Raw genomic sequence first — 4,415 nt, 5'->3', positions numbered from 1 at the left:
GCTCTCCTGGCGCCGGCTGTGGGTGGTCCTGCCCTACCCGATCGTCTGGGTCGTCGTCGTGCTCGTCCGCGGAGCGACCGACGGGTGGGTGCCGTACGGTTTCCTGCTCCCCGAGAACGGGACGCTCTCGCTCGTCCTGCACGTCGCCGGGCTGACCTGCGCGGTGCTCCTCGCCGGCGCACTCGTCTGGGCACTGAGCCGACGCCGCACCTTCCACCTCATCTAGTTGATGTCCCAGCGGAGTAACTTCTTGACTCAGCTCAGTTCACAGATCAGACACTCACCCGCAGGTAGGGGCGCTGACCGGCCGCGGCGATTGAGGCGAGTGTCGAAGCGAGATCCTCGACGAGGCGGTGCACCTGCTCGGGTGACCATCCCTCGAGCTCGGACGACGCATCCTCCCACTGCCGCGCTGCGGCGGCACGACCCGTCTCACCTGCGGCGTCTAGCGCGCCACCCAGGCCGGTGCTGACTGCGATGACGAAGCTCTCGTAGTCATCGGTCGCCGCAACCGGCTGGTACTGCGCCGCGGGAACCTCGAGCGCTGGTGTCGAGGTCAGGATGCCTTCGAGCTCCCAGAGTCCGGTCGGATCTATGTCGCAGACGAGACCGTCCGATCCCGACAGCGCCGCGCCCGCCTCTTCATCGTTACCAGCACCAAACACACTCGCAAGAATTCCCATAGCAGTCAGCGTCTCACATAGCACCCAGCGTCTCACGTAGCACCCAGCGGTGCGCATGTGGCGGGGGACACGCGGTCGTGCGGTGCTACCTCACCTACGCCGAGGAACCAGGTCCGCAGGCTTCGCACGGCGGCTAGCGGAAGCGGTGACCCACCGTTCGTAGCACTGGAACAGCTGAATCGCGCCGACGGCTGAGACGACAAATCCGATCAGAATTCCCACGAGCAGGACTGGGCTGAGCTGGCCCCCTGTCTGATTCAAATCTGCACGAACGCCGGCCTGAAACTGCAACAGCGAGCAGATCACGGCGATCACAACACCCGACGCGAGCAGGCTCGAGCCCTTGAGCACTTCCACCATGACCACCCTCGGTCGTGAAACTACCGCAGAGTCTCCCACCCGACACCGCCTCGACCCTTATGGAGATCGTTCAATGGGCCGCTGCCGGCGGGTGTTGATCTCAGTCGCGCTGTGCGTCGCGGCCGAGAGCAGGGCGACACCGCCCCCCGCCGGGCTGTCGCGTGCGGCGTCAGCTCAGCGATGCCAGGATCTGGCTGGCGAGTGGCAAGCGCGCTAGGTCTCAGGCGGGTATTCTCCGCGCGTGGACCTGAATGACCGATCGAGCGCGGAGTTGGAAGAGATGATCACGGCAGTGTGCCGTCGAGTGCGTCGACGAGCGCGGGCCAGTTTTGACTTCGGTCTGGCGGCCGGTCTCGCGGGAGGCCTGCTGCTGGGCAATCTTTTCTTCGGGGGCCCCTCCACGCAGGCTCTTACCCCGATTTCCGTCGGCTTGCTCGTCATTACGGCGCCGCTCGCGGTAATCGCTACCTACATGAACACGGTGAGGCGTGCCCCGGACTTACAAAGCATCCATGACCTGCAGGAAATTCTCTTGCGCCGAGAATCTGCTTCCTGAGCGCGCCAGGTCCACATCGAATCGTTAGGCTTCTCACCTGCTGTCTGGCGCCCCTCCTCTCGGCCGCGGTTGTTAACCAGTAATAGGGTCGGCTGGTGGTCGTGCCGTGCCGTCATACTGAGCACGTGTCCATCAGTTCGCGGGTGTTGCGTTACGCATCCGCCTATGCGCTACTGCTCGTCGTCGTCGCGATCGTGTTGCTGAACACGTGGCCCGACTTGTGGGACGAACCACTCGTTCTCGTCGTCCTCGTTCCACTCATGATCATGGCAACGGCTTACCCGAGCTTGCGTCACCAGCTTCCTCCTGAGAGGAGCGTGCGCGAAGGGCAACAGGAGGGCCGTTCCATCCGCGCCGCTGCGTCCAAGGGCGCTCACTCCGCTGACCTAGAGCCGGACGAAGCGCCGGGGCTTTTCGACTCGCCCGCTCGCCAAGCACTCATGGCAGCAACAGTCACCGCCGCCGTGGTGATCGTGCTGGCTCTCATCAGCGTCGTGCAACCGGCGCTAGATCGAGGGTGACGTCACTGTCGCTCCTGGAGCCAGGAACGTCCCGTTACGGGATCGTTGACCGGCAGAGGGGGCGCTGCGCTATGTCGTCGCTCGTTCTTCCTTCGACTCGGTGATGAGCTCCTGCTTGCGTTCGGCTCTGAGCGCGACGACGGTTCCCGCGAGAGCGAGTGCGGCGGCTGCGGTGAAGAGGGCGGTGGCGTCCCACCTGTAGTGACGGATGGTGATGCCTGGTGAGGTCTCGCTGGCTGCGTAGGTGCAGGACAGGCCGAGCGGGTAGAGGATCTTCTCGCCCGACACGCGGCTGGAGTAGAGGTCGATCCCGTCGGGGTACTCGCTGTGCTGGCACTGCACGGCGGCCGGGTCCCAGCCGGTCTGGATCCAGCCGATCGTGTGGGTGAGGAGGGCGACTGGGGTGCCGATCACCATCGCGAGGATGCCGAGGGTCTTCGCGGTCCGCAGTTCCATCCCGTCAGAGTAGGGCGGACGCTACCCACCACGCGCGTCCCGAAAGGGGATCCCCTTTCGGGACGATCCGGAGCGTCCTTGCAACGCTGCGGGTTCGTCGTGTTGCAACTCCTCGTCGTGCAGACATGTACTGAGTGAGGGGCCGAGGGGGTGCAACGTGGAGAAGGGCGATAGCGACGTCTTCGAGGAGCTGTTCGCGGCGAACTTCAACGACCTGATCCGCTTCGTCCGTCGTCGCGCTGCGGAGCAACTTGTGGACGACGTGGTGGCCGAAACGTTCCTCATCGCGTGGCGCCGGCGCGGGGACCTTCCCGCGCATCCGCGTCCCTGGCTCTTCGCCACGGCCTCGAACGTTCTGCGCAACGCCGTCCGGCGGGAGGCGCGCGAGCATCTTGTCGCTGAGCGCATCTGGCTACCGGACCCAGCCGATACCGACAGCTCCGCCGAGATCGATGCGCTCCACGCGCTGCGATCGATGTCCGAAGCGGACCAGGAGGTGCTCGCCCTGCACGTCTGGGAGGACCTCTCGGACGCGGAGGCGGCGAAAGTGCTCGGGTGCAGTCGTGCCGCATTCTCGATGCGCCTTTCGCGGGCGAAGAAGAGGTACGCGGCGATCCTCGACCCGACTCGGCCGAGCCGTGCGCGGCTCACCGCGCTCCCCACGGAAGGTCTCTCATGATGCCCACCGACGAACTGCACGCCCTCAAGCGGGCCGACCCCGCACGCCGAGGAGACGACTCGGCCGACGCGGAGCGACTCCACGAGCGCATCCTCCTCAGCATCGAGTTGGAGACAACACCCCACGAGAGCCTGAGGACGGATATCCGCCGGCGGCTGATCGTGGGCGTGTGCGCGCTCGGGTTCGCTGCGTCCCTCGTCGCCGTTGCGGCGATCGCCGGTCGTCCAGCGGCTCCCGTCAGCACGGTGGCGCTGAGCGCAGGGGGGATCTCCCCCTCGGGCCTGGCGAGCTGGACGCCTGAACCGGAGGCAGGCGCAGGCAGCTCCTCCGTCCTTGAAAACTGCATCGACACCCTCGACGCCAACCCGAATACCGCCGAGCCTGCTGACGTCGTGTCCGCGGATACACGAGGCAGCGTCGAATCAGTGCTCGTCGAGAGCGGTCCCTACGTGGCCTGGTGCGTCGGAGAAAGCGCCACCGTCCCGACCTATTTGCTGCTCGACGGCCCCGGCAACGCCACACAGGCTCCTTCATCCGGCTCGATTGAGCTCTTCGCGTCCGGAGGGCACCTCCCGCCGGACGGCTACGGCTTCGCCGCCGGCACGGTCGGTCAGGACGTCGCCAGCGTCACGCTGACCGAGGACGGTCATGAGGTCGCGGCGACCATCTCTAACGGGTGGTGGTCCGCCTGGTGGCCTAGTACCGACGACACCCTTCTCCTCGATGGACGCATCACCATCGAGAACGCGGATGGCGGAACGACGACGATCGGCGCTCAGACGCTCCAATGAGCCATCCCCATACGGGACTTCACACATCTTCGGTCGGCTTAGTCAGCTGGCCCAGCGACCGCCGGCGCTGCGAGGCCGAGTCCTTCGCAGAACGGGCCGGTGGGCTGGCCCGCTCTGTTCGGGAAGACCCCGAGCCTGGTGTCCGCGAGAATGCAGGCCGTCGGGTTGGGTACGTCGATGGGTCCGCTTCCCGGGTAGGGCTCGTCGGGGACGGCGCTCCAGCTCGCTTCGCATCGTTCGATGGCAGCGGCGACCCGCTCCGACAGTGGGAGCAGCTCGAATGCGTTGCGGTCGTCGTCCACGAGGATGCTCGTGGTGTGGTCCGCGCGGACGTCGGCGACGGAGTAGCAGTCGAAACTCGTGTTGGCT

8 protein-coding genes and 1 pseudogene are annotated in these 4,415 nt (G+C 66.0%); 5 read left to right on the top strand and 4 right to left on the bottom strand.

Annotation, left to right across the window (positions count from 1 at the left end):
- Positions 1-226: Pr6Pr family membrane protein (locus C5C54_RS17315; protein WP_181127928.1), on the top strand; the 226-nt coding region annotated here is incomplete at its 5' end.
- 46 nt (positions 227-272) lie between these two features.
- Here C5C54_RS17315 and C5C54_RS17310 read toward each other — a convergent pair.
- A complete protein-coding gene (locus C5C54_RS17310) occupies positions 273-683 on the bottom strand; it encodes a hypothetical protein (RefSeq protein WP_104288887.1) in 411 nt (136 codons plus the stop codon).
- A 90-nt stretch (positions 684-773) separates the two neighbouring features.
- Positions 774-1,043 carry a hypothetical protein gene (locus tag C5C54_RS17305; RefSeq protein WP_104248173.1) on the bottom strand — a complete coding sequence of 90 codons (270 nt, stop codon included), beginning with the start codon at positions 1,041-1,043 and terminating at the stop codon, positions 774-776.
- A 241-nt stretch (positions 1,044-1,284) separates the two neighbouring features.
- Between C5C54_RS17305 and C5C54_RS17770 the strand changes: the two genes are divergently transcribed.
- Together C5C54_RS17770 and C5C54_RS17300 are read left to right on the top strand one after the other, a co-directional pair.
- A complete protein-coding gene (locus C5C54_RS17770; protein ID WP_146076581.1) occupies positions 1,285-1,599 on the top strand; it encodes a hypothetical protein in 315 nt (104 codons plus the stop codon).
- A gap of 125 nt (positions 1,600-1,724) precedes the next feature.
- Entirely contained in the window at positions 1,725-2,120 is a 396-nt protein-coding gene (locus C5C54_RS17300; RefSeq protein ID WP_104250057.1) for a hypothetical protein, read from the top strand.
- 69 nt (positions 2,121-2,189) lie between these two features.
- Here the strand turns inward: C5C54_RS17300 and C5C54_RS17295 are convergent, their stop codons facing one another.
- Positions 2,190-2,576: a hypothetical protein gene (locus tag C5C54_RS17295; RefSeq protein WP_104250056.1), complete on the bottom strand. Its 387-nt coding sequence runs from the start codon at positions 2,574-2,576 to the stop codon at positions 2,190-2,192.
- A gap of 157 nt (positions 2,577-2,733) precedes the next feature.
- Between C5C54_RS17295 and C5C54_RS17290 the strand changes: the two genes are divergently transcribed.
- The gene (locus tag C5C54_RS17290) at positions 2,734-3,255 is read left to right on the top strand and encodes an RNA polymerase sigma factor (protein WP_104288886.1); all 522 of its coding nucleotides are present in this window, start codon (positions 2,734-2,736) and stop codon (positions 3,253-3,255) included.
- Complete coding sequence (locus C5C54_RS17285) at positions 3,252-4,046, top strand: hypothetical protein (RefSeq protein ID WP_104288885.1); 795 nt, start codon at positions 3,252-3,254, stop codon at positions 4,044-4,046. Before C5C54_RS17290 ends, C5C54_RS17285 begins: the two co-directional genes overlap by 4 nt.
- Positions 4,047-4,084: 38 nt before the next feature.
- Here the strand turns inward: C5C54_RS17285 and C5C54_RS18160 are convergent.
- Positions 4,085-4,415, bottom strand: a pseudogene (locus tag C5C54_RS18160) (hypothetical protein); the annotation flags it as partial.

The sequence above is a fragment of the Rathayibacter sp. AY1F2 genome, assembly GCF_002930885.1.
GTDB lineage: Bacteria > Actinomycetota > Actinomycetes > Actinomycetales > Microbacteriaceae > Rathayibacter.
The sequence above is the reverse complement of the archived record's forward strand: the minus strand, read 5'-3'. Positions and strand labels throughout refer to the sequence as shown.

Bases quoted from the DNA above. Each gene is read 5' to 3' on its own strand.
- C5C54_RS17285 (WP_104288885.1), top strand. From the start codon at position 3,252: ATGATGCCCACCGACGAACTGCACGCCCTCAAGCGGGCCGACCCCGCA.
- C5C54_RS17295 (WP_104250056.1), bottom strand. From the start codon at position 2,576: ATGGAACTGCGGACCGCGAAGACCCTCGGCATCCTCGCGATGGTGATC.
- C5C54_RS17310 (WP_104288887.1), bottom strand. From the start codon at position 683: ATGGGAATTCTTGCGAGTGTGTTTGGTGCTGGTAACGATGAAGAGGCG.
- C5C54_RS17305 (WP_104248173.1), bottom strand. From the start codon at position 1,043: ATGGTGGAAGTGCTCAAGGGCTCGAGCCTGCTCGCGTCGGGTGTTGTG.